Below are 26614 nucleotides of genomic sequence, written 5' to 3' on the forward strand. Positions count from 1 at the left end.
CACCCTTACGAGGAGGCGTTGGAAAACCCCGCCTTTTCGGCTAGCGTCGGCGCATGCAAACCGGCTTTTCTTCCAGCTTCCCCCTGCGACGGGCGCGTGTGCACGAGGTCTGTGGCCCCGGCGCCTTCGCCTTTGCCGCCATCGCGGCCGCCTCCGCTACGGGCCCGGTGATCTGGGTGCGCGAGGGCTGGCTTGCCGACAGCGTGAACCCGGTCGCCGTGGCCCGTTTCTTCGATCCCGCGCGCCTGCTTCTGGCGCTTGGCAAGGACCAGACCGACAGCCTCGCCGTGACTGAAGAGGCGCTCAAGGACGGCGCCGCGCCCTTCGTGGTGGTGGAAGTCACGCGGCCCCTGGACCTGCGCGAGGGGCGAAGGCTCCAGCTTGCCGCCAAGGCGGGCCGGGCGACGGGGCTGTGCCTGATCCCCGAAGGCATGGGCTCGAACGCCGCCGAGACCCGATGGCAAGCCGCACCCCTCTTCGATCCAGGCGCGCGGGACTCGACTCTGATGCGGTGGGAAAGTATCAAGAACAAATCGGGAACACTTGGCGCCTGGCATGTTCGTTGGAATGAAGAAACGCGTCATCTGCATGTGGTTTCCCCGGCTGGCGAGCGACCGGGTTCTGCGCGCGCGCCCGGTTGAGGCGCCCTTTGCCCTCACGCTGAAGGACAAGAATGCCGAGCGGCTTTATTGCCTGAACAGAGAGGCCGAGCAGGCGGGCCTTCACCGGGGCATGAGCTTTGCCGACGCCCGCGCCTACTGCCCCGATCTGGTCAGCCGCCCGGCGCGGCCCGATCTTGACGCGCGTTTCCTGACCGCGCTCAGCCGCTGGGCCCGGCTTTATGCGCCCTGGGTGGGGGTGGAGGGCGCGGACGGGCTGGTCTTGGACATCACCGGCACGCCCCATCTCTTCGGGGGCGAGGCGGCGATGCTTGCCGACATGCGCGCCCGCGCTGCGCGGGCGGGGCTGGAACTCAGGCTCGGGCTTGCGGGCACACGCGGCGCGGCCTGGGCGCTTGCCCATTACGGCGAGGGGATCGCGGCACCGGGGGACGAGGCCGAGGCTCTCTCCCCCCTTCCGGTCGCCGCGCTGCGGCTTGAGCCAGAGGTTTCGACCGGGCTTGAACGGGTTGGCCTGCGCCGGATCGGCGATCTTCTGGCCACGGCGCGGGCGCCGCTTTCGCGCCGCTTCGGACCGGGGCTTCTGATGCGGCTCGATCAGGCGCTGGGGCGGGCGCCCGAGGCGCTCTCGCCCCTGGCCGAGCCGCCGCATTACGGATTGCGCCTGACCTTGCCCGAACCGATCGGCCTTGTTGCCGACGTGATGGCGGCCACGGCCCGGCTTCTGGCCCCCCTGTGCGAGCGGCTGAAGGCGAACGGCGCGGGGGCGCGGCGGTTGCAGCTGACCCTCAGGCGCGTCGATCAGGCCAGCCGGCAGGTGGAACTGCGTCTGGCCGGGCCGATGCGCGAGCCCGCCCGCATCCTGCCCTTGTTCGAGCGTGGCATCGCCGAGGTCGACGCGGGCTATGGCATCGACCAGATCCGCCTGGAGGCGGTGACGGTCGAACCGCTCGCCGTCCAGCAGATCGCCATAGGCGCCGCGCGCCAAGAACCCGAACGGCTGGATGACCTCATCACCCGGATCGGCACACGGATCGGGCTGGAGAATATCCGCCGCTTCCTGCCCGCCGACAGCCATATCCCCGAACGCGCCTTCACCCTTGCGCCTGCCGCCTTCAGCCGCCCCGAAGGGGCATGGCTGAACCCGCGCCCGCGGCCCCTGAGCCTCTTTCCGCCCGAACCGATCGCGGGCCGGGGCAATCGCCCGCCCGACCGGTTCCGCTGGCGGCGCATGATGCTGACCACAGGCCAGGCCACCGGGCCCGAACGGATCGCCCCGGAATGGTGGCTGGAGGATGAAGGCTGGCGCGCGGGCCTGCGCGATTACTGGAAGGTCGAGACGCGCGAGGGGCGTCGCCTGTGGCTGTTCCACACACCGGAAAACCCCGGCTGGTTCGTGCAGGGGGAATTCGCATGACGAAGCCTACCTCCCCGCCTGCCTCTCTGCCAGCCGCCGGGTCGCCGCACCGCCTGTTTGATGGGTCGCGCTATGCCGAACTCTGCGTCACCTCGAACTTCAGCTTCCTAACCGGCGCCTCCCACCCCGAAGAACTGGTCTTGCGCGCCGCTGAACTGGGCCTCGATGCCATCGCGATCACCGACCGCAACACGCTCGCGGGCGTGGTGCGCGCCTGGTCGGCGCTGAAGGTGCTGAGGAAGGAGGCCGAGGAAAAGCTGCGCATCCGCTCCTCCCACCGGGTCGATCCCTGCTCGCGGCAGGTGATCGGCACGCCGCAGGATCTGGCCGTGCCGGAAAAGCCTGTCCTGCCGAAGCTGATCGTGGGGGCGCGGCTGGTGCTGACGGACTGCCCGGTCCACTGGCTGGCCCTGCCCACCGACCGCGATGCCTATCAACGGCTGGCGCGGCTTCTGACACTCGGCAAACGCCGGGCGGGCAAGGCCGAATGCCACCTGACGCTCGCCGATCTGGAAGAGGGCTGCCGGGGCATGATCCTGATCGCGCTGCCACCCACCGATCTGGCTGCCGCGCGCCTGCCTATCCAGCGGCTCTGCCGCCGCTATCCGGGGCAGGTCTTTCTTGGCGCGCCGCCGCGCTATGACGGGTCCGATCAGGCCTGGTTCGACGCCTGCGCCCATCTGGCACTGGCCACTTCCGCGCCGATGGTCGCGGTGGGCGATGTGCTGATGCACCGCGCCGCGCGCCGCCAGCTGGCCGATGTGCTGACCTGCCTGCGCGAGGGGATCACCATCGACCGGATCGGCACCCGCGCGCTGCCCAATGGCGAACGCCGCCTGAAGGGCGCCACCGACATGGCGCGGCTCTACCGCGGCCACCCGGCCGCACTGCGCCGCACGCTTGAGATCGCCGCGCGCTGCAGCTTCGACCTGTCGGAACTCAGCTACGATTACCCCGACGAGATCGCCGATGGCGAAAGCCCGCAGGCCCGGCTGGAACGGCTGTCGCGCGACGGGCTGAAACGGCGCTACCCCGGGGGCGCACCGGACCGGGTTCTGGGGTTGATGGAAAAGGAGCTGACGCTCGTGGGCGAGCTGAACTATGCCGCCTATTTCCTCACCGTCCATGACATCGTGTCCGAGGCGCGTTCGCGCGGCATCCTCTGCCAGGGGCGGGGGTCGGCCGCCAATTCGGTCCTGTGCTACCTTCTCGGCATCACCGACGTCTCGCCCGACATGATCGGCATGGTGTTTGAACGCTTCATCTCGCGCCACCGGGGCGAGCCGCCCGATATCGACGTCGATTTCGAACATGAGCGGCGGGAAGAGATCATCCAGTGGATCTATGAAAAATACGGCCGCCATCGCGCGGGCCTCTGCGCGACCGTGATCCATTTCCGCTCGCGTGCCGCGATCCGCGAGGTGGGCAAGGTCATGGGCCTGTCCCAGGATGTGACCGCCGCTTTGTCGGGCCAGATCTGGGGCATGTCGAGCCGGGGGGCGGAGCCCGAGCGTATCCGCGAACTGGGCCTTGATCCGTCCAACCGGCGGCTGGCCCAGACCATCCGCCTCATCGGCGAGATGATCGGCTTTCCCCGTCATCTCAGCCAGCATGTCGGCGGCTTCGTCATCACCCGCGGGCGGCTCGACGAACTGTGCCCGATCGAGAATGCCGCGATGGAGGGGCGCACCGTCATCGAATGGGACAAGGACGATATCGACGCCTTGAACATCCTCAAGGTCGATGTCCTGTCGCTTGGCATGCTGACCTGCCTGCGCAAGTCCTTTGATCTCTTGGAAGAACATGAACGGACCCGCCTCACGCTCGATGCCGTGCCGCAGGAAGATCCCGCGACCTACCGGATGCTGCAGCGCGCCGATGCGGTCGGCGTCTTTCAGGTCGAAAGCCGGGCGCAGATGAATTTCCTGCCGCGCATGAAGCCCGCGACCTTCTATGATCTGGTGATCGAGGTCGCCATCGTCCGCCCCGGGCCGATCCAGGGCGGCATGGTCAAGCCCTATATCCGCCGTCGCCAAGGGCTGGAGGCGCCGGAACCTTTCGGCCCCGCGCTTGCCCGGGTCACCGAAAAGACCCTGGGCGTGCCGCTCTTTCAGGAACAGGCGATGCAGATCGCCGTGGTGGGGGCGGGCTATTCCGCCGAAGAGGCCGACCAGCTTCGCCGCTCGCTCGCCTCTTTCCGGCGGATGGGCACGATCGGCGCCCACCGCGACCGGTTCATCGCGGGCATGCGGGCGAACGGCTATGATCAGGCGATCGCCGAGGCCTGCTTTTCCCAGATCGAGGGTTTCGCCGATTACGGTTTTCCCGAAAGCCATGCCGCGGCCTTCGCCATGCTGACCTATGTCTCGTCCTGGCTCAAATGCCACCATCCGGCGGTCTTCGGTTGCGCGCTTCTGAATTCGCAGCCGATGGGCTTTTACGCCCCCGCCCAGATCGTGCGCGATCTGCGCGACCACGGGGTCGAGGTGCGGCCGATCTGCGTGAACCGCAGCGGCTGGGACAATCATCTGGAACGCCGCGCCGACGGGGCGCTGGCGCTCAGGCTCGGCTTTCGCCAGATCAAGGGCTTCCGGGAGGAGGAGGCGGGCTGGATCGTCGCCGCGCGCGGCAACGGCTATCCCGACCCCGAAAGCCTGTGGCTGCGCGCGGGGCTTTTGCCTGCGGTGCTGGAACGGCTGGCCGAGGCGGACGCCTTCCTGTCGATGGGTCTCAGCCGCCGCGAGGCGCTGTGGGAGGTCAGGGGGATAAGGGGGGCGGCGCCTTTGCCGCTGTTTGCCGATCCGCTTGATGGCGAGGGGCTGGCCGAGCCGCGCGTCACCCTGCCGGCCATGCATCTGGGCGAGGAGGTGGTGGAGGATTACATCGCGCTGCGCCTGACGCTCCGCGCCCATCCGATGGAGCTGTTGCGCCCCGCGCTGCCGGGGCTGACGCCGCATGAGAGGCTGGTCGGCGCCCCCCTCCGCCGCACATCGGTCTGCGGCCTCGTCATCACCCGCCAGCGGCCCGGCACCGCCTCTGGCGTCATCTTCCTGACGCTGGAGGATGAGACGGGTGTATCAAATATCGTTGTCTGGCCAAAGGTTTACGAACGCTTCCGCCGCGCGGTCATGGGGGGCCGCCTCCTCCGCGTCACCGGGCGGCTGGAGCGGGAGGGGATCGTTGTCCACCTGATCGCCGACGAGATCGAGGATATTTCCCACCGCCTCTCCGAGCTTGGCCATCCGATGGACGGGGCGGTGGGCATCACCCATCCCAAGGCCGACGAGGCCCCCCGCCAGCCCCGCAAACCACCCCGCCAGCCGCCGCGGGCGATGCACCCCAGAGAGCAGGCGAAGAGGCTGTTCCCCAGCCGCGATTTCCACTGAATATCCCGTCCCGCAAGCGTCGGCCCCCCGTCCCGCATCCGTCCCGCATCCGTCCCGACAGGGGCGAACGGAAGGGCAAGGGTCTGGAAAGGGTTTGGAGGGGACCGGTACGGCGAAGGGCGCCGAAATCCTTGAAGGTTTTCGGTCCGATTTCTTTTCAAGAAATCGGCGGCGGCGCGGGGGGAGAGGTCAGCCAGCGGACTGGGGCGCGGTTGCAAAAGATGATGATCTGGCCGCCGTTCACGGCCACCCGATAGCCCCGGCGCTGAACTTCGGCCAAGAAGCGGTCCATGCCCGCGAACCGCGACCGGCCGGCGCAGACCTATTCGGATTCCTGCCGACGCAGGAAGAAGAGGGCGAGCAGAAGGCCGAAGACGGCCAGACCCGCCGCGGTCTGCAGGGTGCCGAACTGGTCGGTGGCCGCCGTGACGACGGATTTCAGTGCCCGCGTCTTCGACGAGCCGCCCTCGCCACCCGGGAAACTGTCGGTCAGGACCGCATAGGAGGCCCAGCCGAAAAGGCCGAGCGCGATAATTGCCTGCACATATTTCATGGAGGACCCCTCCGCTGTTGTCGTCTGGGCAAGGTTAACGGCGGAAAGGGGCGGGATTTGGACGCGCCCCAATGCGCGGGGCCATCGCCCCGCGCACGGTCACCGGCCGACACTATCCCGGCCGTGCGCCTGACGCACGGCCAGCGCCCGCCCTCCGGGCGGCGGGCGCATTCGCACCCGCCAGGGCAGGCGCCGTCCGTGCCCAATCGTCCGGTCTTGCCGAGAGCCCCTTGGCGCTGCCTCGCGTCAGCGCCAATCGGACCGGGTAACGCGCCACTGGCGCGTTACCTGCCGGTCCTCTGGGGGGGCGCAGGCCACTCTGCAGATGATGCAGTTGTGGGTAGGATGTGGAGTCAAACAAACCAGTTGCGGACGGAAGGGGGCGGTGCTTGCGAATTAGAGAGCGTATCTGATGGTTGAATTCTTTAGAAATAGCCCTTAGGTTGGTAGTCGGCAGCCATGCGCCGGACAAAGCCAGAGTGGCCGATAGGTCGCAGGCGGTGACGCAATCATGGCCCGGGGGGCTGCCGACCACTCACCTGAAGCGAAGCAAGATTTCAGTTTGTGCAGGGTCCAAGTGGGCCTTTTCGATATTTGGCAAGAGCTTCAGCCCGTAACTGAGGTAGTTACCATTTCTGTTGTAAATATTACCTGCCAACTCCCGAATGTAGGTTCCCTCAACATTCCCATAAACGTCCTTCTCAAGCGCAGCGGCAACAGCGCTTACGCCACAATCAGCAATCTGAAGCCCTGCCTTCCTTGAGTGATCTTGAGCCTCAACGGCTTCAATGTCGATCGTCGGCCAGTGAACACTCGTTTCGGGGCTATCCCTCAGCCGCCGCAGATACTCCTTAAATCCATCGTAGCTCAATCCGCCGCGACGAGAAAAAATTATCTTTGCACGACCATCGCCTTCTCGGACCAAGGGGCGGAGATCGCGGCAGAGCCAAGAAACACGTTCTATCAGATACCTTGTTAGATAAAAGTATAGTTGGTTTTTCGCGGCAAAAACGGAAGCCTCCGGCGCGGTCTTTAGGCCTGCTACGACAGCGAACCTAACTGGCTTGCCAGAAATGATCTGCGCAGCTCGCCTCTTCTGATTGTGGTTGAAATCTTTGAAGTGAATTGAACGCCCCTGTTTTTGCGGGGCGCACTCAGACTTGATCGAGTCGCGCAAAGTAACAAGTTCAAGGTCTCGGCTGGCCCGTACGATACATGCGCCAATTACAAGCCAGTGAGAGGCGCCGCCGCTCGCCCCGGGGTTCCGAAACTTTGCGAGACCGTCGTCGCCGGATTCGTCAATATAGACAATATAGGAATGGGACATAAGCCAAAACTAAGCCCTAAATTACACTTGTCTAGGCCCGTAGAAACTTCACACCAACCGCTCCACCTCCTTCGCCGCCCGCACGAAATCCGCAAACAAGGGATGGGGCGCGAAGGGTTTGGACTTCAGTTCCGGGTGGAACTGGACGCCGATGAACCAGGGGTGGTCCTTCCATTCGACGATCTCCGGGAGACGCCCGTCGGGCGACATGCCGGAGAAGATCAGGCCGCATTTCTCCAGCCGGTCGCGGTATTTGATGTCGACCTCGTAGCGGTGGCGGTGGCGTTCCTCGATCGTGGTGTCGCCATAGACCTCGGCCACCTTTGAGTCCGCCGCCAGCATCGCCGTATAGGCGCCAAGCCGCATGGTGCCGCCCTTGTCGTCGTCCGCCTTGCGGCTGACGGTGTGGTTGCCCTGCACCCATTCCTTCAGGTGATAGACGACCGGCTCGAACCGCTTCTCGCCCTTTTCATGGTCGAATTCCTCGGATCCCGCGCGGGTGACGCCGGCCATGTTGCGGGCGGCCTCGATCACCGCCATCTGCATGCCGAGACAGATGCCGAGGTAGGGCACGCCCTTTTCGCGGGCGAATTGCGCGGCCTTGATCTTGCCTTCCGTCCCCCGCTCGCCGAAGCCGCCGGGGACGAGGATGGCGTGGAAGGCCTCGAGCCACGGTGCGGGGTCTTCGCGTTCGAAAATCTCCGCGTCGATCCATTCGGCCTTCACCCGCACGCGGTTGGCCATGCCGCCATGGGTCAGCGCCTCGGCGATGGATTTGTAGGCGTCTTCGAGCTGCGTGTACTTGCCGACGATGGCCACGCGCACCTCGCCCTCGGCATGGGTCAGACGGTCCATCACGTCGGTCCAGCGGTCGAGGTTCGGTTTTGGCGCGGGCGAGATGCCGAACGCGTCCAAGACCGCCTGGTCAAGGCCCGCGCGGTGATAGGCGAGGGGGGCCTCGTAGATGGTGGACAGGTCATAGGCGGGGATCACCGCCTCTTTCCGCACGTTGCAGAAGAGCGCGATCTTTTCGCGTTCGCGGTCGGGGATCGGATGTTCGGACCGGCAGACCAGCACGTCGGGCGCAAGGCCGATGGATTGCAGTTCCTTGACCGAATGCTGGGTGGGCTTGGTTTTGAGTTCACCGCTCGCCGCGAGATAGGGGAGGAGCGTCAGGTGCATCAGGATCGACTGGCCGCGCGGGCGTTCGTGGATGAACTGGCGGATCGCCTCGAAGAAGGGCAGGCCCTCGATGTCGCCCACGGTGCCGCCGATCTCGCACAGCATGAAATCGACCTCTTCCTCGCCGATGCGAAGGAAGTCCTTGATTTCATTGGTGACGTGGGGAATGACCTGGATGGTTTTGCCAAGGTAGTCGCCGCGGCGCTCCTTCTCCAGCACGTTGGAATAGATCCGGCCGGAGGAGATGGAATCGGTCTTGCGGGCATGGACGCCGGTGAAACGTTCATAATGGCCGAGGTCGAGGTCGGTTTCGGCGCCGTCGTCGGTCACGAAGACCTCGCCATGCTCAAAGGGCGACATCGTGCCGGGGTCGACGTTCAGGTAAGGATCGAGCTTGCGGAGCCTGACCGAATAGCCACGGGCCTGCAAAAGCGCGCCAAGCGCCGCCGATGCCAGCCCCTTGCCAAGCGAAGAGACCACACCGCCGGTGATGAAGATATAGCGCGCCATGTCTGCTACTGCCCCCGTGAGGAAATGTTTTTCTCTGACCGCAAGCCTTCCGGCGCGCAGCATCACGGGAGTCAAGATATATCCGATTCGGCCCGGACCCGCAACCGGACCGCAAGATTTTGAGGGCGATTTTCGCCGCCCTCCCAAGAATAGTGGTCTGATCTAGTTCGACGGCGCGGTGCCTGCAGGCGCGGGTTCAACCGGCGGCGGCAGGAGATCGCCTTCCGGCAGTGCCGGGGCGTCGGTCGGTGCCTCGCTGGCCGGAGCCGCGGCGGGGGCGGTTTCGATCACCGACGATCCGGCGGCATTGCGTGCGGCGAGGACGGTGAGCGTGATCGAGGTGGCGATGAAGCCTGCCGCGAGGATCCAGGTCAGCTTGGTCAGCGCGTTGGCCGCGCCGCGCGCGGTCATGGCGCCGCCGCCCGACAGAAGCGCGCCGCCCTCGTTCCGCTGCAGAAGCACGACCCCGATGAGGAGAAGCGCGAGGATCAGGTGAACGGTGAGGATGACGTTTTCCATGGGACCCGGTCTGGTGGCTGACGCGCTTATCTAGGCGCAGAGCGGCAGGGGTGCAAGGCGTTTCAGGCGCCGTCTGGCGCCTGAAACCGATGTTCTGTGGCAACGGCGAGCGTCTAGGCGCGCAAAGCGCGGATCAGGGCGGTTGCGAGTTGCGCGGAAGAGGCGGGGTTCTGACCGGTCAGCAGGCTGTCGGCCTCGACCACATGTGGTGCGAATGCCGGCCCGGCAGTGAACGCCGCGCCCGCTGCCCGCAGGCTGTCTTCCAGAAGGTGCGGCACTACCTTGTCGAGCCCCACGGCCAACTCTTCGGCATTGCTGAAGCCGGTCAGCGCCAGGCCTTCCAACGCACGGCCGTCGGGCCCGCTAGCAATGTTCAGCAGAGCCGCGACACCATGGCAGACGGCGGCGACCGGTTTTCCCGCCTGCCGGGCCGAGGCGATAAGCCGCGCGATATGCTCATCGGGGAAGAAATCCCACATCGTGCCGTGGCCGCCTGCGAAGAAAAGCGCATCATAGCTGTCGGCGTTCGGGATCGTCGCCAGTGGTGTCGTATTTTCCAAGGCGAGGATCGCCACCGGGTCGTCGCGGAAGGCCCGGGCCTCGGCGGTGAGGAAATCGGCAGTGAGGCTGTTTGGGTCGAGCGGCACAGCCCCGCCCGCGGGCGAGGCCAGCGCGACCTCAAATCCGGCCTGCCGGAATTGCTGGTAGGGGGCGGCCAGCTCTTCGAGCCAGAGGCCGGTCTTGTGTCCGGTCTGGCCCAGATCCGCATGCGACGTGGCAATGATCAGCACGCGCGCCGCGCGGGCACGGTCGTTGGACATAGTCTTCTCCTTGGTTGGTCGGGGTTAACTGGTGTGGGCTAATGCTCCGCGACCGCAACCTGATGGGCGCGGCGCGCCCAGAGTGTCAGGCTGTCGGTATAGTCCTGAACGGCCTCCGGCACCGCGAGATATCGCTCGACGATCGCGTCGTGGTTCCCGGCGCGGTAGCTGAAGGGCGGCAGGGTCATGTCGGGTGGCGCGCAGCCACGATGCAGGTAGAGAGCGCCCTTCATGACAAAACCGAACTGCACGCCAAAGAGCCGCAGCGCCGCCCCGGCGAAGAACCGGCTGGTCGACACAGGCCCGAGCGGCAGGAGCTGTTCGGCCAGTTCTGCCGCGCGGGCCCTGGATAGGTTGGCGGTCTTCATTGCCGGGCGAGTCCGTCGAATTCAGCCTCGATCATCCGGGCAAGACTTTCCTTGTCCTCACCCGCCCGGATCAGGACGAGCACGCCCTGATAAAGCGCCAGAAGCCGCATCGCACCGGCCTCGACAGCCGGTCCCGGCAGACCGGCCGCGCCCAGCCGGTCGGCGAAGAGGTCGCGCAGCGTCGCGAGCCCGGCCACGGTGGGGCCGGGTACGGGTGCGCCGCCGCCGAACTCCACGGCGGTGTTGGTGATCAGGCACCCGTAGGACCCGCCGTCGGGTTCTTGCAGCAGGGTCAGGAACAGGGTCTTCAGCCCGTCGATGCCGCGCCCGGTAGCAGCGTAGGCGGCAATCCTGCGGGCGAGGACGGTGCGGTTGTAATGTTCGAGTGCTGCCGCGAAGAGACCGTCCTTGTCGCCGTAGCTGTTGTAGATGCTGCCGGTCGTAAGCCCGGTCGCGGCGCTCAGATCCTTGATCGAGTTGCCAGCATAACCGCGCTTGCGGAAGGCATGCATGGCGGCGGTCAGGACTTTCTCTTCATCGAATTCGCGCGTGCGGGGCATGGCATCCTTATTTAGAGCAATCATTATATAATGATGATTCTAAAATCAAGTCAACCCTGCTCAGACCGGAGAACATGAAATTCAGTTGGCCCTTGCTGTGCCGGTAGGATCAGCCCGCGGAAGGAAATGTGCAGGCAGCCGAGCTGCCTGCACTGGCCTTAGACGATGATGAAATCGGCAGCCGTGAGGGCGAGGCCGGTGGAGAGATTGGCGAAAAGCATCTTTGCCCCCGCGCCACTGCCGTCGGCGTCGTAATAGAGCTTGCCGTCGTCGATGTCGTAGATCACCCGCTGTCCTGCCGTCGTGGCGTCGCCCGAGGTGTTGGCCGCGAACAGCGCTGCCGACATCGCCCCGGTCGTCAGCCCGAGCCCGGTCATGATGTCATTGTCGAGCGCGATCGTATCGTCCGCGACCGAGAAATCGCCGAGCGTATCGACGTTGGTGACGTCATTCAGCGCGGTCTTGAAGACGAAGAGATCTTGGCCGAGATCGCCGTAAAGCACGTCATTGCCGTCATCGCCGCGCAGCGTGTCATTGTCCTTGCCGCCGCGGATCGTGTCGTTTCCGTCGCCGCCCTGCAGAAGATCGTCGCCGACATTGCCATTCATCAGGTCGGCCCCCGCCTCGCCGCGGATCGTATCGTTGCCTGCCCAGCCGGACAGGACATTGTTGCCGGAATTCCCGTACATGAGGTTGGCGAGCCTGTTGCCGGTTCCGTCGATATCGGCCGTGCCGGTCAGGGTCAGATCCTCGACGAAACTCACCCCGGTATAGGCGGCGAGCGCAAAGCTGACCGAGCTTTCCACCCGGTCATAGCCGCCGAGATCGGTCGCGTCGCTGTCGGTCTGGGTCTCGTAGACCCGGTCGCCCAGACTGTCGACCACATAGACGTCATTACCCTTGGCGCCGAACATGCTGTCGTCGCCCGTGCCGCCGTCGAGACGGTCATCCCCCGCCCAGCCCGCCAGCAGGTCATTGTCCGCGCCGCCATAAAGCGTGTCAAATCCCCTGCCACCGATCAGCAGGTCGGCACCATCATCACCAGACAGGACATCATAGCCGATATCGCCGTAAAGCGTGTCGGCGCCGGCGTTGCCGTGCAGGCTGTCGGCGCCGATGTCGCCGGTCAGCGAATCGTCGAACGTGGTTCCTACATAGTCGATCCCGGTCGCGGGCGCGGTGTAGGTCACCGGCGCGGTGCGGGGGTCGAATATCTGGCTACGGATCGCGGCGCCGCTTGTGTCTGCGCCCGTAGCGCTCGTGTCGGTCCAGGTGACGACGAAGCGGCCGTCGGCAAGGACGGAGACCTGCGGGTCGAACTGGTCGCCGACGGTGGTTGCGTTGACAAGGAATTCGGCCACGGAAACGCTGCCGTTAGCGTTGAAGACCTGGGCGCGGATCGCGCGCTGATCGCTGTCGTCGCTCGACTGGCTGTTGTCTGCCCAGACCACCACAAAGCGCCCGTCGGGCAGGGCGGCGATAGCGCTGTGTTCCTGGCCGGAGGTTGTTGTCGCGTTGATGACGAAGTCATTGGCGAGTGCGTTGCCGGACGAATCGAAGACCCGCCCGCGGATGGCCGAGCCGTCGGTGTCGGCGCCGGTCGCGCTGCCATCGGTCCAGGTCACCACGAAACCACCGCCTTCCAGTGCCGTGACGGCGCTTTCGCGCTGGTTGCCGGCGGTCGTCGTATTGATCAGGAATTCGGTCCCGGTAGTGCTGCTGTTGGTGGTGAAGACCTTGCCGCGGATCGCGCCGGAATTTGTGTCGCCGCCGGTCTGGCTGTTGTCTGTCCAGGTGACGACGAAGCCACCATTCGCAAGGCCGGTCACCGAGCTTTCGGCCTGATCAAGCGAGACGGTGGTGTTAACGAGGAACTCAGAGCCGCTTGGTGCGCCCGCGCTGGTGAAGTGCTGGCCGTGGATTGCCTGATTGCTAGCATCGCCGAGCGTCAGATCACCGTCCGTCCATGTGACGACGAAGCTGCCGTCCGACAGTTCGGCGATCGCGGGCGCGAGCTGGAGCCCGGTCGGGCTGGCATCGACCACCATCTCCGCCACAGCCACGCTGCCGTCGGCGTTGAAGATCTTGGCGCGGATATCATAGGCGTTCGCGCCCGCGATCTGGCTGCCGTCGACCCAAACGACCGCGAATCGACCGCCGCTCAAAGCGATGACATGTGCATCCTGCTGCTCGTTTGCGGTGGTGTCGTTGACTAGGAAAGCGGCCCCGACGGCAGCTCCGGTTGCGTCGAGAATTTGCCCGTAGACCCCCTTTGACGACGTGTCGAGACTTGCGGCGCTGTCATCGGTGAAGGTGACGATGAAATATCCGTTCGTCAGTGCGGTCACCGAACTTTCGGTCTGATTGAAACCGGTGATCGTGGTGTTGACGATGAACTCGGAACCGTAGGTGGGGACGGACATTCGCTACTCCGGGCGCAAGAAGGATCGGGACAGTGTCGCATCCTACGCGAAGCGTTAACAGAATGTGGCGAGAAAATGGCGCGGCGCGCGAACAATTTTGCGATGGCGCGGGATTGTGCGGGTTCCGGCAACGGCCAGGTTGGGCGGCTTACTCACTCCGCTCGCACACCGCCGAGAGCTTGTTGCCGTCGGGGTCGCGGACGTAAGCCGCGTAGAAGCTGGCGCCATAGGGTCTGAGGCCGGGCGCGCCCTCGTCGCTGCCGCCGTTGGCGAGTGCCGCCTTGTGGAAGGCATCGACGGCGGCACGGCTTTCGGCCTCGAACGCGGGCATGGTTCCGTTGCCGACGGTCGCGGGCCGGCCGTCAAAGGGTTCGGTGATCCAGAGCCGTGTTCGGCTGTCACCTGCCGCGCCGTAGCCGACTTCGGTCGGTTCGTCGGCGCGGCGGATCAGGCCGAGCGTCGGCATGACCGCGTCGTAGAAGCGACGGGCGCGGGCGAGGTCGTTGGTGCCAAGCGTCAGGTACAGGAACATCTCAGCCCTCGATCTCGTCGACGCTGGCCTGGCCTGACAGGCGCTGGCGCAGAATGCTCCACGAAAGGCCCGCGCCGAGGATGAGGGACAGGGCGAGGATGGCGAGCCACATGTTCAGGCTTTGATTCTGCAAGGTCAGCACCCCCCAGTCGATCAGCACCCAAAGGGCCGAACCGAAGATCGCCGCGATCAGCACAATGCCGAAGGCGCCGATCGAGCGGAGCGTCGCCACCACGTAAATCATGTAACCGACGGCAAGCAGAAGCCCGAGAAAAAGGACAAGCGGGAACTGGCCCGCGTAATTCGCCTCGGCCCAGCGGACATAGTTGATGTCGGTCGGGTTGAACGTGGCCGACAGAAGCACGAAGGCCCCGAGCCAGCGCAGGATGATGCCCATCTTTGCCTCCTTCTCTTCGACCGGCCGGGGCGGGCGCGATTTTCCGGTTTCGCTGCCGGTCCGGCATCGCTATAGGACGCAGGGTTTGACGGAAAGGCAAGGACCGGGTTCATGGCAAACGTCGTCGTTGTGGGCGCCCAGTGGGGCGACGAGGGCAAGGGCAAGATCGTCGACTGGCTGAGCGAACGTGCCGATGTGATCGCCCGCTTTCAGGGCGGGCATAATGCCGGTCATACTCTGGTCATCGACGGCAAGGTCTACAAGCTGAACGCGCTGCCCTCTGGCGTGGTGCGGGGCGGCAAGCTTTCGGTCATCGGCAACGGCGTGGTCTTGGACCCCTGGCATCTGGTGAAGGAAATCGCCGCGATCCGCGAGCTGGGGGTGGAGATCAGCCCCGATGTGCTGATGGTGGCCGAAAATACGCCCCTGATCCTGCCATTCCATGGCGAGTTGGACCGGGCGCGGGAAAGCCAGAATTCCGTGGCGAAGATCGGCACCACCGGCCGTGGCATCGGCCCAGCTTATGAAGATAAGGTCGGCCGCCGGGTGATCCGGGTTGCCGATCTGGCCGATGACGCAACGCTGGAACTGCGCGTCGACCGGGCGCTGGTGCACCATAACGCCTTGCGGGCGGGTCTCGGCCTTGGCCCCATCGACCGCGAGGCGCTGCTGGCCGACCTGCGGGCCATCGCGCCGCAGATCCTGCCCTATGCTGCGCCGGTCTGGAAGGTGATGAACGAGGCGCGGAAATCGGGGAAGCGCATCCTCTTTGAAGGCGCGCAGGGCTCGCTTCTGGACATCGACTTCGGCACCTATCCGTTCGTGACCTCGTCGAACGTCATCGCCGGGCAGGCGGCGACCGGCGTGGGGCTTGGCCCCAATGCCATCGACTTCGTCCTGGGGATTGTGAAGGCCTATACGACGCGCGTGGGTGAAGGTCCGTTCCCGACCGAGCTGTTTGACGCGGATGGCGAGCGGCTGGGCACGCGGGGCCGCGAGTTCGGTACCGTCACGGGGCGCAAGCGCCGCTGCGGCTGGTTCGACGCGGTTCTGGTGCGCCAGACCTGCGCGATTTCCGGGATCAACGGCATCGCGCTGACCAAGCTTGACGTGCTGGACGGGTTCGAGACGATCCGCATCTGCACGGGGTATGATCTGGACGGAACGGTGCTGGATTACCTGCCGACGGCCGCCGATCAGCAGGCGCGCTGCAAGCCGATCTATGAAGAGATCGAGGGCTGGAAGGAATCGACCGAGGGCGCGCGCAGCTGGGCCGATTTGCCGGGTGCGGCGATCAAATATGTGCGCCGGGTCGAGGAACTGATCGGCTGCCCGGTGGCGATGCTGTCCACAAGCCCCGAGCGCGACGACACGATCCTCGTCACCGATCCGTTCGCGGATTGACCGACCGCTCATCGCTCCGGTCCGTCGCGCTTCGCTGGCCCAGCGAGGACCGACTGGAAGGAGGGAGGAGCGGCCCCGTCTCAGGAGGCCCCGCCATGACCCATCGCACCCGCAAACGGCTTGCCCTTCTCGCTTTGCTCGTCGGTCTGCCCATCTATGTGGTTCTCGCGGTCAGCCTGGTGAATTGGCTTGACCAGAGCTTCGGTCGCCTGCCGATATGGGCTGAAGTGCCGCTGTACGCGGTGCTGGCCTTCGCCTGGGCGCTGCCGCTGAAGCCGCTCTTCCGTGGGATTGGTCAGGCCGATCCCGAAGACTGAAAAGAGGCGCCCTTGCGGGCGCCCCCTTTAGCCGGAAATCCATGAATCAGTTCGCGGCGCGGCGCGTCTCGATCATGTATTTCGAGGCTTCCGCCACGGCGAACTGGCCGCGGCTGATCTTCATGATCTTGCCTTCGCGCAGCAGCATCCCGAACGACCGCAGCCCGTCCTCGCGGTTGAAATCGCTGCGCGAGGAGGCGAATTCGACCTTCCTGAGGATATGGGGGCGCGAGAAATAAGGCCGGCCCTCGACCGAGGCGGTGTAGACGGCCGCGGCTTCGAGAAGTTCGGTCAGATCGTGGGCGCCAAGTTTCTCGGCGAATTCGGTGAAGCTGCTGACACTGTCGGGCGAGATTTCCTCGTCCGTGTCGAACTCATAATCTTCGTCGTCAAAGCCCGTCTCGCCGTCCGAGGCGATGCGGCGCGGTCGGATGCTGGTTTCGCGCCCGCCCTCGGAGGGGCGGTCGACGCGCTGTTCGGAGACGAGGACCAGCGGTGCCACCGGGGCCGGACGCGCTGTCGTCGGCTGCATCGTGGTCGGGCGGTGGGGCCGGACGGCGCGCGACAGGTCGTCGCGATAGCGGCCGAGGTCGGCCTCTTCCTCGTCGACGGCGGCTTTGGTTTCGCCATCGTTCATCTTGCGGTCGGCAATGGTTGCCGCCACGGCCGCCTTCAGATGCGAGATCGAGGTGAACTTGCGGCGGCTTTCGGCGCCTTCGAGTTTTTGGCGCGCCTCTTCCATCAGACGTTCGACGTCATGCGCCTCGTCCGCGTCGGCCGGGCTGTACAGGTCGTCATCGTCCTGACGTGCGGCGGGCGCGGGATGCTCTTCCGCTTCGTCGGGGTGGCCGATCCGGCGGCCAATGCGGATCACGCGGGCGCGGGCGCGCTGGAAGAAGCTCGTGTGCTCCGGCTCGGGTGCGATCTCGGCAGCGGGCGCCTCGACCATATCCTCATCCTCGTCGAAGCCCGGCGGCGGCGCCCAGGGAGCCGCGCTTTGCGGCGCGGGCTGCGGCGCCTTTGCGGGCGCGGCCTCTGGCGTGATCTGCGTTTCTTCGCGCAGCGCCGTCAGGCGTGACAGAAGCGCGTCATCCTCGGTCAGCGGCGGCAGGTCGCTTTCGTCATCCTCGAGATAGTGCGCAGGCGCTTCGGCCATCCTTTCGGCGCGGACCGGTTCCGGCGCCTCTTCGAGAGTTTCGTCTGCCGGCAGTTCGGCGCGTTCGGCCGCGCGCGCGGCCTCGGCCGCCACGAGTTCGGGCTTGTCGTCGCTCGGGTCGAGGCTGAAGCCGAAATCTTCCGCCATCTCCGGTTCGGCGGCGGCCATCATATCGGTATCGGTATCATCATCGTCGCCGAGGTCGACGCTCTGCGCGGCGCGAACGCCTTCGACCACGGCGCGGATGCGCATGAGCTTGGCAGCGATCGAATCGGGAGCGGGCGCCTCAAGCACCGGCTCGGGCGCGGCAGGCAGGGGGGGGGCCGCCGGTAGCGAGGCTGCGGCGACCGGCGCTTCTGCCTCTTCTTCGGCACTCTCTTCGATAGCCGCGTCGAGCGACATCGCGTCTTCCTCGATCGCGGCTGTGTCTTCGTCGGCGACCTCGTCGGCGGCCACGTCGTCTGCGGCGAAGACCTCGGTCATTTCGGCGGCCGACCTATCCTCGACCGGCGCATCAACGGCAGGTTCGGCCTCGACCGTCGCCTCCAGGGCGGGTTCCGGCATGTCTTCCAGCGCCTCGTCGGGCATCAGCGCCGCGACGGGCTCGACCTCGACCGGCGGTTCCGCTTCCGACAGGTCTGCTTCGACCGGTGCGGGTTCGTCCATCTCATCGGTACGTGGAGCGAGGTCATCGACCTCTTCGGCCACCTCATCGAACTGCGCGGCGACGGGCGCGGCAGCCGGGGCGGGAGCGGATACGGGCGCGGATACGGGTGCAACTGCGGTGACCGGCGCCGGTTCGGCGGCCGGGGCAGGCTTCGCCACCGGATCGGACTGGCGCAGCGTCACGCCATGTTCGCCAAGCTTCGCCTCGACCCGGCGATGGATCTCGCGCTCGGCGATCTTTTGCAGCATCGCAGTGTCCGGCACCGGCGGCTCGGCGCCGAAATACCGGTCCTCTGCGGCGAGGTCGCGGAAGTATTCGGCGACCGCCTTCATCATCACGAAGGGCTCGTCAAACCCTTCCAGCGTGCAGGAAAAGGTCCCGTAGGAAACTGTGAGAATCTTGCTTGGCTCGACCATTCTATGTCTGCCTTCCATCACGGCGTTCCTCTGCATCGAACCTCAGAACTGGTTCGCGAGCATGAACAGATATAGGTAAATTAAAGGATTCTTTCGGACCGCCCGTACCCGCCGTTGCCACAATCGCTAATAAACTCATCATGCCAGACAGAACTGTTGAATTCCAAGAACCAGTGACTTTTTTGGGCGGGGGCCTAACAAATCCCGCCCTGCTTCGATCAATCCTGAAGCGGGCTCCCATGCTGATAGCGGCCGATGGTGGCGCGAATATGGCGGTTTCTGAAGGGCTTAGTCCCGATTTCGTGATCGGGGACTTCGATTCCGTCACTGAAGCGACGCTGGCCGCGATTCCCGCCGAACGCCAGATGCGGATCGCCGAGCAGGAGACGACCGATTTCGAGAAGTGCCTGCTCAGGGTCCGGGCGCCGCTGATTCTCGGGCTTGGTTTCACCGGAGCCCGGGTCGATCATAGCCTGTCGGTGATGAGCGCGATGGTGCGCCATGCGGGCAGGCCTTGCATCATACTGGATGAGACCGACCTGATCTTTGCCGCCCCGCCGCGCATTGCCCTCGACCTTGCCGAGGGCACACGGTTGTCGCTTTTCCCGATGGCGGCGATCGAGGGGCGGTCGAGCGGCCTGCGCTGGCCGATCGACGGGCTGACGCTGGCGCCGGATGGCAGGATCGGCACCTCGAACGAGGCAACAGGGCCGGTCGATCTGGCCTTCGCGCGTACTGGAATGCTGGTGGTGCTGCCAGCCGATCAGCTGGAGCAGGCCATCACGGGGCTTCTGTCAGCGCACGGCTTGCGCTGAGGCTGCGGGCGGCGATCCGCTCGCGGTGGATGATGTAGAGGCCCGAGGCGACGATCACGCCGATACCCGCCCAGGTGATGGCGTTCGGAAAATCGCCGAAGACGAGGTAGCCGAAGAGGGCTGCGGGCACGATTTCCAGATAGTGCAGGGGCGCAAGCGTGGCCGAGGGCGCGAATTTCAGCGCGTAGGTCATCGACATATGGCTGATGGTGGCGGCGAGGCCGACGCAAAAGCACCAGAGCCAGAAGATGCCCGACGGCATCGAAAGGCTGAGCGTCGCGTCCCCCACAAGCGCCGCGAGCCCAGAGAAGGGCAGGCAAAGAAGGCCCGCGATGAACGCCGTCTGGACCTGCATCGCGACCGGATGGACATGGGCCGACAGGGCCCGGGTGATCAGGATGTAAAGCGCGAAGCTGACTGCGGTACCGAGCGGCAGGAGCGCGACAAGGCCGAAGGCGGCGAAGGCGGGCTGGATCACCAGAAGCGATCCGACGAAGCCCACGATCGCCGCGCCGATGCGGCGGGGGCCGACCTGCTCGCCCATCACGAAGCGGCCGATCAGGAGGATGATGAACGGCTCCAGGAATACGATGGCGAGCGCGTCGGCGAGCGGCATCGACCGCAGCGCCGCGACGAAGCACCAGGTGGAGATGACCGAGACGAAGGCGCGCGCGATGGTCAGGTGCAGCGCCCGGCCCGAGAGGCGCACGGACAGGCCCATCGCGATGAGGATCGGCGCCATCAGAACCGCCTGCACGAGGAAGCGCCCGAAGGTGATCGAACCCACCGAAACCGCTTGTCCAGCGAGTTTCGAGGCCACGTCGATCAAGGGCGCGATCGTGCAGAAGCCGAGCATCAGCACGACGCCCAGCAGCGGGCGGTCATTGGTATTCATATGGTCTCGCTAGCCCCTGGCGGGGCGGAAGTCCATGCCCTCAGCGCATGAGCCAGCCACGACTGGCGCAGCCGTCGAGAACCCGCTCGCCAAGCGTGAGGCGCGCATGGAATTCGTAGGTCTTGGGCGAGCCTTCGGGGCCGAGCGCGCAAGGCCCGGCGCTGAGGAGGAGCGTATAGGGCTCGCCGCCGAACTGGCCGTGGAATGTCCGGCCGTTCCGGCCGTCCTTGTAGGTAATTGGGCCGCTTTCGGCCCTGCCGTCCACCGTCAGGCTGGCCAGCGGATTGTCAATCGTCGCGGCCCAGCCCGGCCCTTTTGCCCCGGCTTCCCACGCAAGGCGTGTGGCACCTTTCGTGGCGATGGGTCCGACATCGTCGCAGGCGGCGAGAAGCGGTAACAGGAGGGTGGGAAGGATGCGGTTCATTCGGTCTGGATAGGCGCTGCAGGAGGCGGGGCAAAGTCTGGAATACCCGCGCGCCTCGGCGCGTCACGCGGGCGCGGGCGCACCGGTCCGGGCCGACCAGTCGGCGCGGAGCGCCCGGCCGCGCCCCCTGAAGCCGCCGCCCGGAAAGTGGCAGTCGCTCATGCGGTCGAGGCGGAAATGGCGGAAATCCTGCCTGAGTTCGCAGAAGGCGGCGAGGACAGTGGAATCGATGTAATAGACGAGGGCGAGGGGCAGGGCGGAGCGATCGCTCTCCTCTCCTTCGGCATTCCGGTAGTGAAAGGCGATCCGCCGTTCGTCGCGGATGGCGCGGCGCAGAAGCGCTGGGTCGGTGCCCGCCTCCGGCAGACCGTGCCAGCCCGAGGCGGCGAGCGTTGCCGATGCCTGTCGGGGTACGGAGGCGGCGATCTTGGCGGCCACGCCTTCGGCCGCTGCCACCAGCCCCCGGTCGCCGGTGCGGGGCAGGAGGGCGAGGGCCACGACGATCGCCTCGACCTCTTCGGCGGTGAAATTCAGGGGTGGCAGGTCGAAACCGGGGCGCAGGATATAGCCGACGCCCGCCGCCCCGTCGATCGGCACGCCCATGGCCTGCAGGCCCGCGATGTCGCGGTAGACCGTGCGGCGCGAGGCGCCGAGACGTTCCGCGATCTCTGCCGCTGTCAAGGGGCGGCGGCGCCCACGCAGGAGCGCGATGAGATCGAGCATGCGGATCGGTTTCATTTCGCCATCCTCCTCCGCCTCTGCTGCCAGCTAGATGGCAGCAGGATCGCGGCAAATGGGGTGCGACACAAGGGAGGAGCCACGATGAACACCCCATTCGAAACCCAGTCGCTGCGCATGGTCGAGGCGCATCTTTTCGAGGTGCAAGCACCGGAGGCCGATGTGGGACGGATCCTCGAGGCGGTGACCGCAATCGATCCGCTCGCCATGTCGCCCGCCTACGACAGCAACGCTTTCGTCAGTGCGCCGGGGACCGAGCGCTACCGCCCGCGCGAGGGCGCGGTGGCCGGGGTGGAAGAGGCGGTGCGGCAAAGGCCCGGGGTCGTGTCGGTCAGTTTCGAGACGGTGCAGGGCGCCGAAGTGGCAGGCCGGATCGCCGAAGCCATCTTTCAGGTGCATTGCTATCAGGAGCCGGTGATCCGCATCACGACCCTGTTGACGGCACGGTCGAAAGGGCTGGATCAGAGTGCCAATCCGCATCGCTGGTGGAACACGACCGGCGACTGGAAGCGTCAGCCATGACGCGGCATCAGGCGGGGGTCCTGCTGGTCCTGGCCTCGACGCTGCCGTTCGCTCTCGCCGGTATCTACACGCGCGCGATCGCGGCCGATGTCTGGACGGTGCTGGCCTGGCGCGGCGCGGTGGGCGGCGGGATCATCCTGATCTATGCGCTCTGGCGCGAGGGGCGGGCGCGGATGGGTTTGCCCGGCTGGCGGATCGCACTGGTGTCGGCGCTGGCAAGCGCGGCCTTCCTCGGCGCCTTTCGCGCCACCCATGTCGCCAATGTCGCGCTGATCTATACATTGGCGCCTTTTGTGGCCGCCGGGCTCGACTGGCTCGCGCGCGGGGAACGGCCGAGGCGGGAGGTGATGCGGGCCGCACTCCTCTCGCTTGGCGGCGTGCTTCTGGTGGTGGGCGGCGGGCTCGGGCAGGGCCGGGTGGCGGGCGATCTGATGGCCTTGGCGATGACGGTGCTGATGGCCATGACCATGATCCTGATCCGGCGGGGCGAGGGTGTGCCGGTCCTGCGCGCGATGGCCGCCGCCGCCCTGCCGCTCGGGTTTGCAGGGCTGGCCTTTGGCGATCCGCTTTCCGTCTCGGTGCGGGACGGGATGTTGCTTGCGGCCTTCGGTCTTTCCTTCGCGCTTGCGACCATCCTTCTGACCGAGGGCGCGCGGCGCATACCGCCGGCAGAAGTGGCCTTTCTTGGCGGGGCCGACGTGCCGATTGCAATTGGACTTGCGGCGGTCTTGTTGGGCGAATGGCCGCCCGTCCTGACCTGGATTGGCGGGTCGGTTGTGCTTTTCGCGGTTGTCCGGCAGGGCTGGCGCGATCTCGGCCGCTGATCCGGCGGAGACCCGCGCCAAGGCGCGGGTCAAGCCATCTCTCGCGCCCCGGACCGGGGTCCGGGGCACTCGGCCGCCTCCGGCGGGAGTATTTCGTGACAGAACGTGGAGACTATTTTCCCTCACGTTCTGTCGTCAAATACTCCGGGGGTGCGGGGGCTGGCCCCCGCCCGGGCCTTCAGCAGTTCGGGACGTTGACGGCGAGGCCGCCGAGCGAGGTTTCCTTGTATTTCTCGTGCATGTCCTTGCCGGTCTGGCGCATGGTCTCGATCGCGGCGTCGAGCGGCACGAGATGCTGGCCGTCGCCGCGGAGCGCGAGCGACGCGGCCGAAACCGCCTTGATCGCGCCGAGCCCGTTCCGTTCGATGCAGGGCACCTGAACAAGGCCCCTCACCGGATCGCAGGTCATGCCGAGATGATGTTCAAGCGCGATCTCGGCGGCATTTTCCACCTGTTCGGGCGTGCCGCCCATCACCGCGCAGAGGCCTGCGGCGGCCATGGCGGCGGCAGACCCCACTTCGGCCTGACAGCCGCATTCCGCCCCGCTGATCGAGGCATTATGCTTGCAAAGCCCGCCGATCGCCGCGGCGGTCAGGAGGAAATCGCCCACCTTCGCGCGGCTTGCCCCCGGCACATGGTCGAGCCAGTAACGGATGACCGCGGGCAGAACGCCGGCCGCGCCGTTCGTCGGCGCCGTCACTACCTGGCCGCCGGCGGCATTCTCCTCGTTCACCGCCATCGCATAGGTCGACATCCAATCGTTGATCGTATGGGGCGCGGTCAGGTTCAGCCCATGTTCGGCCTTCAGCGCCTCGTGGATCGCTTTCGCGCGGCGGCGGACCTTCAGTCCGCCGGGCAGGATGCCCTCGCCCGCCAGCCCGCGGTCGATGCAATCATCCATCACCTGCCAGAGCCGCGCCATGCCTGCGTCGATATCGGTGGCGGAGCGGAAGCAAAGCTCGTTGGCGCGTTTCATCTCGGCGATGGTTTTGCCCGAGGCGCGGGCCATGGCGAGCATTTCGGCCGCCGTCTCGAACGGGAAGGGGCAGTCGGCGCGGGGCTTTGCCGCCGCGCCTGCCTGCTGTTCGGCCTCGGTCACCACGAAACCGCCGCCGATGGAATAATAGGTCTCCTGCAGGATCACGTCGCCCTGTGCGTCGGTCGCCATCAGCACCATGCCGTTGGCATGGCCGGGAAGGGGATGTTTGTAATCGAAGATCAGGTCCGTCTCCGGCGCGAAGCTAAGGCTCGGCAGGCCGGGCGGGGTCACCGTGCCGGTGGCGGCGATGGCAGTGAGCGCCGCCTCGGCCGCCGCATGATCGTAGCTGTCGGGCAGGAAGCCTGCGAGGCCGAGGATCGTCGCGCGGTCGGTCGCATGGCCCTTGCCGGTGAAGGCGAGCGAGCCGTGAAGCGAGGCGCGGAGGCCATGGGCATGGAAGGGCGAGGCGCGCAGGAGGTCGAGGAACCTTCCACCGGCGACCATCGGCCCCATCGTGTGCGAGGAGGAGGGGCCAACGCCCACCTTGAACATGTCGAAGACGGAGAGAAACATCGGGACCTCAGGCAGGATCGGTGAAGATGGTGGGGCCGAGATCCTCGGCCTCGGCCGCCCTCAGGGCGGCGGGGCGGGCCTCATGCGCCAGAAGAACCGCGCGGATCGCGGGGTAATCGGCGGGCGGAAAGCGGAAGTCATGGCTGGGGCCGGGCGCGGCGAGCCAGCGCATGAGGAGGCCGAGATAGTAGGCCATCATCGACGGGCGGTCGGGGGCGAACCATGAAGGCCGCTCTTCCGCCATCATCCGGTCGAAGATCGTGAGGAACGCGCGCATCCGGGCTGCCGCATGGTCAAGGACCCGGGCGGCGCAGTCCGGCCCGGCCGTGCGGTCGGGGTAGAAGAGCTGCAGGAGCGTCGGGTGGATATTGTGGGCGATGAAGAAGAGCCATTTCAGGAATTGCGCGCGGTCGGGGTCGGCGGGCGCGGGGGCGATGCCACCGTGCCTGTCGGCGAGGTAGAGAAGGATCGCCGCGGTTTCGAACATCGGCCCGTCTGGGGTTTCGAGAACCGGGATCAGTCCGAGCGGATGCAGCGCGCGGTAGCTCTCGCTTTGCAGTTCTCCCCCCGCCCGGTCGATCAGCCGCGCCTCATAGGGCTGGCCAAGTTCTTCGAGTGCAAGCCGGACGGCCAGCGATGCGGCATCTGGAGTGAAATGCAGTCTGTACATGGGCGCGCCTCCCTGCGGCTCTCTCTGCCCGGAATTGGCGGCGAGGAACAGTCGGATTTCGACCAAAGCGGCGCGGCGCGCGTCAGGGTGCGGCAACGGGCAGGGTCAAAGTGCGCCTTGGGAGAAATCCCACAGGAGCTTGAGATTGAGGGCGACGATGACGAAGGCGACGAGTGCGGCGGTCGCGACCATAAGGGACTGGGCGGTCAGCGCGCCCATCTTGCGCCGGACGGCGGTGAAGAGGACGAGGGGCACGACGGCGAAGGGCAGTTGCAGCGACAGAACGACCTGGGTGAGGATCAGAAGTTCCCCCATTCCGTCTGAACCATAGATCAGCGTCACCCCGGCGGCGGGCAGGATGGCGATGCCCCGGGTGACGAGGCGCCGGAGCCAGGGCTGAAGGCGGATGCGCAGGAAGCCTTCCATCACCGCCTGTCCGGCGAGCGTCGCAGTGACGGTGGAATTGAGCCCGCAGGCCAGAAGGGCGACGGCAAAGAGCGCGGGTGCCACCGACTGGCCGAGGATCGGGCGCGGGCACTTGCACCGCTTGTGAAGGCCGATCTCGATGCCGATGGCACGGTGACGCGCGACGAGATGGACCGGCTGATGGCGCTGTCGGCGCAGGGTAGGCGCGGGCGGCTCGACCTCATGTTCCGGGCGGTGGAACTGACGGGCGACGAGATGGTGGATGAACGCGAGCGGCGGATCTATCTTCTTTTCCGCGCCGCCGACCGGATGTCGGTCGCCAACGAACAGTTCCTGCAGGCGCTGATGCTTCTCGACCTCGACCAGGACGGGTTTCTGACGCTTGAGGAGTTTACCGGCGCGATGCTGGCGATCCAGACGCTCGACAAGGACCTGGTCAGGGCAGAGCTTTAGGGCATGGGCGTCGCGCTTCAGCCAAAGACCGGGTCGGTGAAGATCGTAGCGCCGAGCCCTTCTTTCCTGGCGGCGCGCAAAACCGCCGGGCGCCTTTCGAGCGCTGACAAAAGCCCGGTCAGAGCCGGGTAGTGCACGAGGCGGAACCAATCCGGCCGCTCGCCGGGGAAATAGCGCAGCCAGCGCAGGATGCAGGCCACGTAGAGGGGGAGGAGTGAGGGGCGGTCGGGGGAGAACCAGCGCCAGCCCTGCGCGGCCAATGCCTCCAGCAGGTCGAGATGGCTGAGCATTCGGGTTTCGACCGCGCGGACGAAGGCCTGTTCGGTCGCGTCGCCCGGTTGGGCCGCGCCGGAATAGCGGGTCGCATAGGCGCGGGCGCGCAAGTCGGCGTGCAATGTGTTGGCTGCGAAGAAGAGCCATTTCAGGAAGCCCGCGCGGTCGGGGTCGCCGGGGGGCGGGGCGAGCTGGCCATGGGTTTCGGACAGCCATAGCAGGATCGCGCCGGTTTCGAAGATCGGGCCTGCGGGCGTTTCCAGAACCGGGATGAGGCCCGTCGGGTTGATCGCCCGGTAGGCCGCGCCGTGATGTTCGCCGCCGTCGAAATCCACCAGGATATCGCGGTAGTCGAGGCCCATCTCCTCGAGCGCCAGCCGCACGATCAGCGAGGACAGGTCGGGCGCATAATGCAGGACATACATGACGGCTCTCCTTCATTTCGCG

Annotated in this window: 27 protein-coding genes; 9 read left to right on the forward strand and 18 right to left on the reverse strand. The window is 66.2% G+C overall.

Annotation, left to right across the window (positions count from 1 at the left end; translation table 11 throughout):
- Positions 1-53: 53 nt before the first annotated feature.
- From OU426_RS08565 to OU426_RS08575, 3 genes are read left to right on the forward strand one after another with little or no spacing between them, the layout of a single operon-like run.
- Positions 54-641, forward strand: a complete 588-nt coding sequence (locus OU426_RS08565) for an ImuA family protein (protein WP_267633524.1) — start codon at positions 54-56, stop codon at positions 639-641.
- Entirely contained in the window at positions 556-2037 is a 1482-nt protein-coding gene (locus OU426_RS08570; RefSeq protein ID WP_267633525.1) for a Y-family DNA polymerase, read from the forward strand. The genes OU426_RS08565 and OU426_RS08570 overlap by 86 nt, the downstream gene beginning before the upstream one ends.
- Positions 2034-5423, forward strand: coding sequence for an error-prone DNA polymerase (locus tag OU426_RS08575; RefSeq protein WP_267633526.1), 3390 nt, complete (start codon positions 2034-2036; stop codon positions 5421-5423). The genes OU426_RS08570 and OU426_RS08575 overlap by 4 nt, the downstream gene beginning before the upstream one ends.
- A 322-nt stretch (positions 5424-5745) precedes the next feature.
- Here OU426_RS08575 and OU426_RS08580 read toward each other — a convergent pair whose 3' ends face one another.
- From OU426_RS08580 to OU426_RS08625, 10 genes are all read right to left on the reverse strand, one after another.
- Positions 5746-5976 (reverse strand): hypothetical protein, encoded by a 231-nt coding sequence (locus tag OU426_RS08580; protein WP_267633527.1) that lies wholly within the window; start codon positions 5974-5976, stop codon positions 5746-5748.
- Between the two features lie 535 nt (positions 5977-6511).
- A complete protein-coding gene (locus OU426_RS08585; RefSeq protein ID WP_267633528.1) occupies positions 6512-7303 on the reverse strand; it encodes a DUF3800 domain-containing protein in 792 nt (263 codons plus the stop codon).
- Positions 7304-7351: 48 nt separating this feature from the next.
- Entirely contained in the window at positions 7352-8995 is a 1644-nt protein-coding gene (pyrG, locus tag OU426_RS08590; RefSeq protein WP_267633529.1) for a CTP synthase, read from the reverse strand.
- Positions 8996-9157: 162 nt separating this feature from the next.
- Positions 9158-9514 carry a preprotein translocase subunit SecG gene (gene secG / locus OU426_RS08595; protein WP_267633530.1) on the reverse strand — a complete coding sequence of 119 codons (357 nt, stop codon included), beginning with the start codon at positions 9512-9514 and terminating at the stop codon, positions 9158-9160.
- 113 nt (positions 9515-9627) lie between these two features.
- Positions 9628-10335 (reverse strand): type 1 glutamine amidotransferase domain-containing protein, encoded by a 708-nt coding sequence (locus OU426_RS08600; RefSeq protein ID WP_267633531.1) that lies wholly within the window; start codon positions 10333-10335, stop codon positions 9628-9630.
- A gap of 38 nt (positions 10336-10373) precedes the next feature.
- Positions 10374-10703 (reverse strand): TfoX/Sxy family protein, encoded by a 330-nt coding sequence (locus OU426_RS08605; RefSeq protein ID WP_267633532.1) that lies wholly within the window; start codon positions 10701-10703, stop codon positions 10374-10376.
- Positions 10700-11263, reverse strand: a complete 564-nt coding sequence (locus tag OU426_RS08610; RefSeq protein WP_267633533.1) for a TetR/AcrR family transcriptional regulator — start codon at positions 11261-11263, stop codon at positions 10700-10702. Before OU426_RS08610 ends, OU426_RS08605 begins: the two co-directional genes overlap by 4 nt.
- A gap of 158 nt (positions 11264-11421) precedes the next feature.
- The gene (locus OU426_RS08615) at positions 11422-13686 is read right to left on the reverse strand and encodes a calcium-binding protein (RefSeq protein WP_267633534.1); all 2265 of its coding nucleotides are present in this window, start codon (positions 13684-13686) and stop codon (positions 11422-11424) included.
- A 148-nt stretch (positions 13687-13834) separates the two neighbouring features.
- Positions 13835-14218: a VOC family protein gene (locus OU426_RS08620; RefSeq protein ID WP_267633535.1), complete on the reverse strand. Its 384-nt coding sequence runs from the start codon at positions 14216-14218 to the stop codon at positions 13835-13837.
- A 1-nt stretch (position 14219) separates the two neighbouring features.
- On the reverse strand, positions 14220-14615 hold the full coding sequence (locus OU426_RS08625) for a DUF6524 family protein (protein ID WP_267633536.1): 396 nt from the start codon (positions 14613-14615) through the stop codon (positions 14220-14222).
- Between the two features lie 111 nt (positions 14616-14726).
- Between OU426_RS08625 and OU426_RS08630 the strand changes: the two genes are divergently transcribed.
- Both OU426_RS08630 and OU426_RS08635 read left to right on the forward strand, forming a co-directional pair.
- Positions 14727-16019, forward strand: coding sequence for an adenylosuccinate synthase (locus tag OU426_RS08630; RefSeq protein WP_267633537.1), 1293 nt, complete (start codon positions 14727-14729; stop codon positions 16017-16019).
- A gap of 95 nt (positions 16020-16114) precedes the next feature.
- Positions 16115-16336: a DUF2842 domain-containing protein gene (locus OU426_RS08635; RefSeq protein ID WP_267633538.1), complete on the forward strand. Its 222-nt coding sequence runs from the start codon at positions 16115-16117 to the stop codon at positions 16334-16336.
- Between the two features lie 46 nt (positions 16337-16382).
- On the opposite strand, the gene OU426_RS08640 is transcribed toward OU426_RS08635, so the two are convergent.
- Positions 16383-18575 carry a hypothetical protein gene (locus OU426_RS08640; RefSeq protein WP_267633539.1) on the reverse strand — a complete coding sequence of 731 codons (2193 nt, stop codon included), beginning with the start codon at positions 18573-18575 and terminating at the stop codon, positions 16383-16385.
- Positions 18576-18715: 140 nt separating this feature from the next.
- On the opposite strand from OU426_RS08640, the gene OU426_RS08645 reads away from it, so the two are divergent.
- The gene (locus tag OU426_RS08645; protein ID WP_267633540.1) at positions 18716-19390 is read left to right on the forward strand and encodes a thiamine diphosphokinase; all 675 of its coding nucleotides are present in this window, start codon (positions 18716-18718) and stop codon (positions 19388-19390) included.
- Here OU426_RS08645 and OU426_RS08650 read toward each other — a convergent pair.
- From OU426_RS08650 to OU426_RS08660, 3 genes are all read right to left on the reverse strand, one after another.
- The gene (locus OU426_RS08650) at positions 19356-20285 is read right to left on the reverse strand and encodes a DMT family transporter (RefSeq protein WP_267633541.1); all 930 of its coding nucleotides are present in this window, start codon (positions 20283-20285) and stop codon (positions 19356-19358) included. The genes OU426_RS08645 and OU426_RS08650 overlap by 35 nt on opposite strands.
- 40 nt (positions 20286-20325) lie before the next feature.
- The gene (locus OU426_RS08655; RefSeq protein ID WP_267633542.1) at positions 20326-20709 is read right to left on the reverse strand and encodes a hypothetical protein; all 384 of its coding nucleotides are present in this window, start codon (positions 20707-20709) and stop codon (positions 20326-20328) included.
- A gap of 63 nt (positions 20710-20772) precedes the next feature.
- Positions 20773-21447: a helix-turn-helix transcriptional regulator gene (locus OU426_RS08660; protein WP_267633543.1), complete on the reverse strand. Its 675-nt coding sequence runs from the start codon at positions 21445-21447 to the stop codon at positions 20773-20775.
- Between the two features lie 84 nt (positions 21448-21531).
- Between OU426_RS08660 and OU426_RS08665 the strand changes: the two genes are divergently transcribed.
- Complete coding sequence (locus OU426_RS08665; protein ID WP_267633544.1) at positions 21532-21969, forward strand: hypothetical protein; 438 nt, start codon at positions 21532-21534, stop codon at positions 21967-21969.
- Positions 21966-22793 (forward strand): DMT family transporter, encoded by an 828-nt coding sequence (locus OU426_RS08670; RefSeq protein ID WP_267633545.1) that lies wholly within the window; start codon positions 21966-21968, stop codon positions 22791-22793. The genes OU426_RS08665 and OU426_RS08670 overlap by 4 nt, the downstream gene beginning before the upstream one ends.
- Positions 22794-22971: 178 nt before the next feature.
- Here OU426_RS08670 and OU426_RS08675 read toward each other — a convergent pair whose 3' ends face one another.
- The 3 genes from OU426_RS08675 to OU426_RS08685 all read right to left on the reverse strand — a co-directional run bounded on the left by OU426_RS08675 (position 22972) and on the right by OU426_RS08685 (position 25639).
- The gene (locus OU426_RS08675; protein WP_267633546.1) at positions 22972-24345 is read right to left on the reverse strand and encodes an L-serine ammonia-lyase; all 1374 of its coding nucleotides are present in this window, start codon (positions 24343-24345) and stop codon (positions 22972-22974) included.
- Positions 24346-24352: 7 nt separating this feature from the next.
- Positions 24353-25015, reverse strand: a complete 663-nt coding sequence (locus OU426_RS08680) for a glutathione S-transferase family protein (protein WP_267633547.1) — start codon at positions 25013-25015, stop codon at positions 24353-24355.
- A gap of 105 nt (positions 25016-25120) precedes the next feature.
- The gene (locus OU426_RS08685; protein ID WP_267633794.1) at positions 25121-25639 is read right to left on the reverse strand and encodes a divalent metal cation transporter; all 519 of its coding nucleotides are present in this window, start codon (positions 25637-25639) and stop codon (positions 25121-25123) included.
- Between OU426_RS08685 and OU426_RS08690 the strand changes: the two genes are divergently transcribed.
- The gene (locus tag OU426_RS08690) at positions 25565-25894 is read left to right on the forward strand and encodes an EF-hand domain-containing protein (protein WP_267633813.1); all 330 of its coding nucleotides are present in this window, start codon (positions 25565-25567) and stop codon (positions 25892-25894) included. The genes OU426_RS08685 and OU426_RS08690 overlap by 75 nt on opposite strands.
- Positions 25895-25911: 17 nt before the next feature.
- Here the strand turns inward: OU426_RS08690 and OU426_RS08695 are convergent, their stop codons facing one another.
- Complete coding sequence (locus OU426_RS08695) at positions 25912-26592, reverse strand: glutathione S-transferase family protein (RefSeq protein ID WP_267633548.1); 681 nt, start codon at positions 26590-26592, stop codon at positions 25912-25914.
- Positions 26593-26614 lie beyond the last annotated feature (22 nt).

Origin of the sequence: Frigidibacter sp. RF13 (assembly GCF_026626305.1) — a bacterium.
GTDB lineage: Bacteria > Pseudomonadota > Alphaproteobacteria > Rhodobacterales > Rhodobacteraceae > TMP-24.

What these genes read in the sequence shown, in the direction of transcription:
- OU426_RS08565 (WP_267633524.1), top strand. Translation starts at nt 54, where the DNA reads ATGCAAACCGGCTTTTCTTCCAGCTTCCCCCTGCGACGGGCGCGTGTG.
- OU426_RS08570 (WP_267633525.1), top strand. Translation starts at nt 556, where the DNA reads ATGTTCGTTGGAATGAAGAAACGCGTCATCTGCATGTGGTTTCCCCGG.
- OU426_RS08575 (WP_267633526.1), top strand. Translation starts at nt 2,034, where the DNA reads ATGACGAAGCCTACCTCCCCGCCTGCCTCTCTGCCAGCCGCCGGGTCG.
- OU426_RS08580 (WP_267633527.1), bottom strand. Translation starts at nt 5,976, where the DNA reads ATGAAATATGTGCAGGCAATTATCGCGCTCGGCCTTTTCGGCTGGGCC.
- OU426_RS08585 (WP_267633528.1), bottom strand. Translation starts at nt 7,303, where the DNA reads ATGTCCCATTCCTATATTGTCTATATTGACGAATCCGGCGACGACGGT.
- pyrG (WP_267633529.1), bottom strand. Translation starts at nt 8,995, where the DNA reads ATGGCGCGCTATATCTTCATCACCGGCGGTGTGGTCTCTTCGCTTGGC.
- secG (WP_267633530.1), bottom strand. Translation starts at nt 9,514, where the DNA reads ATGGAAAACGTCATCCTCACCGTTCACCTGATCCTCGCGCTTCTCCTC.
- OU426_RS08600 (WP_267633531.1), bottom strand. Translation starts at nt 10,335, where the DNA reads ATGTCCAACGACCGTGCCCGCGCGGCGCGCGTGCTGATCATTGCCACG.
- OU426_RS08605 (WP_267633532.1), bottom strand. Translation starts at nt 10,703, where the DNA reads ATGAAGACCGCCAACCTATCCAGGGCCCGCGCGGCAGAACTGGCCGAA.
- OU426_RS08610 (WP_267633533.1), bottom strand. Translation starts at nt 11,263, where the DNA reads ATGCCCCGCACGCGCGAATTCGATGAAGAGAAAGTCCTGACCGCCGCC.
- OU426_RS08615 (WP_267633534.1), bottom strand. Translation starts at nt 13,686, where the DNA reads ATGTCCGTCCCCACCTACGGTTCCGAGTTCATCGTCAACACCACGATC.
- OU426_RS08620 (WP_267633535.1), bottom strand. Translation starts at nt 14,218, where the DNA reads ATGTTCCTGTACCTGACGCTTGGCACCAACGACCTCGCCCGCGCCCGT.
- OU426_RS08625 (WP_267633536.1), bottom strand. Translation starts at nt 14,615, where the DNA reads ATGGGCATCATCCTGCGCTGGCTCGGGGCCTTCGTGCTTCTGTCGGCC.
- OU426_RS08630 (WP_267633537.1), top strand. Translation starts at nt 14,727, where the DNA reads ATGGCAAACGTCGTCGTTGTGGGCGCCCAGTGGGGCGACGAGGGCAAG.
- OU426_RS08635 (WP_267633538.1), top strand. Translation starts at nt 16,115, where the DNA reads ATGACCCATCGCACCCGCAAACGGCTTGCCCTTCTCGCTTTGCTCGTC.
- OU426_RS08640 (WP_267633539.1), bottom strand. Translation starts at nt 18,575, where the DNA reads ATGGTCGAGCCAAGCAAGATTCTCACAGTTTCCTACGGGACCTTTTCC.
- OU426_RS08645 (WP_267633540.1), top strand. Translation starts at nt 18,716, where the DNA reads ATGCCAGACAGAACTGTTGAATTCCAAGAACCAGTGACTTTTTTGGGC.
- OU426_RS08650 (WP_267633541.1), bottom strand. Translation starts at nt 20,285, where the DNA reads ATGAATACCAATGACCGCCCGCTGCTGGGCGTCGTGCTGATGCTCGGC.
- OU426_RS08655 (WP_267633542.1), bottom strand. Translation starts at nt 20,709, where the DNA reads ATGAACCGCATCCTTCCCACCCTCCTGTTACCGCTTCTCGCCGCCTGC.
- OU426_RS08660 (WP_267633543.1), bottom strand. Translation starts at nt 21,447, where the DNA reads ATGAAACCGATCCGCATGCTCGATCTCATCGCGCTCCTGCGTGGGCGC.
- OU426_RS08665 (WP_267633544.1), top strand. Translation starts at nt 21,532, where the DNA reads ATGAACACCCCATTCGAAACCCAGTCGCTGCGCATGGTCGAGGCGCAT.
- OU426_RS08670 (WP_267633545.1), top strand. Translation starts at nt 21,966, where the DNA reads ATGACGCGGCATCAGGCGGGGGTCCTGCTGGTCCTGGCCTCGACGCTG.
- OU426_RS08675 (WP_267633546.1), bottom strand. Translation starts at nt 24,345, where the DNA reads ATGTTTCTCTCCGTCTTCGACATGTTCAAGGTGGGCGTTGGCCCCTCC.
- OU426_RS08680 (WP_267633547.1), bottom strand. Translation starts at nt 25,015, where the DNA reads ATGTACAGACTGCATTTCACTCCAGATGCCGCATCGCTGGCCGTCCGG.
- OU426_RS08695 (WP_267633548.1), bottom strand. Translation starts at nt 26,592, where the DNA reads ATGTATGTCCTGCATTATGCGCCCGACCTGTCCTCGCTGATCGTGCGG.